The following is a 660-nucleotide window of genomic DNA, read 5'->3' as shown; positions in this document are numbered from 1 at the left end:
TTCACTTTTCAAAAAAGTGAAGACAAAAGCGTATGTTCAAACAACCAAGGTTTACGTCACCTACATTCGATCAAGAAAAGTAAGGACATTGGTTTTTCGCCGGACTCTTACACAAGACACTTGAATGTGTATTGCTTGAGAACTCGTTCTTTATCCCTTCTTTAAATAAGAAGTTATAAAAAACATTTTAATTCAACCTGATGGTTGAATTTACTAGTCAGCTTTCCAGATTGTTAAAGAGCATGTGTCTATCATTCGATATCCACTTTCTAAATACTTTCACTATTGATTTCAAAGTAAACGTAATCAGTTTTGAAGCGAGAAGCGCAGTGTACACATGTACATGAGCATCGCAGCTATCAAAAATGATAAGGCTTACAAAGAAAACACTTAGAAAGTGGCGTCCCGTAGGGGAGTCGAACCCCTGTTACCGCCGTGAAAGGGCGGTGTCCTAGGCCTCTAGACGAACGGGACYAAGTRTTTCTTGCTAACGYTGTTGGGCAACGTTAGCGCTCTCTTACATTTTAACCAGGCAATCTGTGTGGACACTGCATCAAACAAGCAGTCTATCGTTAAGGAGGTGATCCAGCCCCAGGTTCCCCTAGGGCTACCTTGTTACGACTTCACCCCAGTCATGAACCACACCGTGGTAAACGCCCT

The 660-nt window shown here is 42.2% G+C and carries 1 tRNA gene and 1 rRNA gene; both read right to left on the bottom strand.

Going from position 1 to position 660, the window contains the following annotated elements:
* Window positions 1-398: 398 nt before the first annotated feature.
* A tRNA-Glu gene (locus EIZ48_RS28570) sits at window positions 399-474 on the bottom strand.
* Between the two features lie 99 nt (window positions 475-573).
* Window positions 574-660 (bottom strand): 16S ribosomal RNA (locus EIZ48_RS28565); the annotation flags it as partial.

Origin of the sequence: Photobacterium alginatilyticum (assembly GCF_009910675.1) — a bacterium.
In the GTDB taxonomy this organism is placed as follows: Bacteria; Pseudomonadota; Gammaproteobacteria; order Enterobacterales; family Vibrionaceae; genus Photobacterium; species Photobacterium alginatilyticum.
The sequence above is the reverse complement of the archived record's forward strand: the minus strand, read 5'-3'. Positions and strand labels throughout refer to the sequence as shown.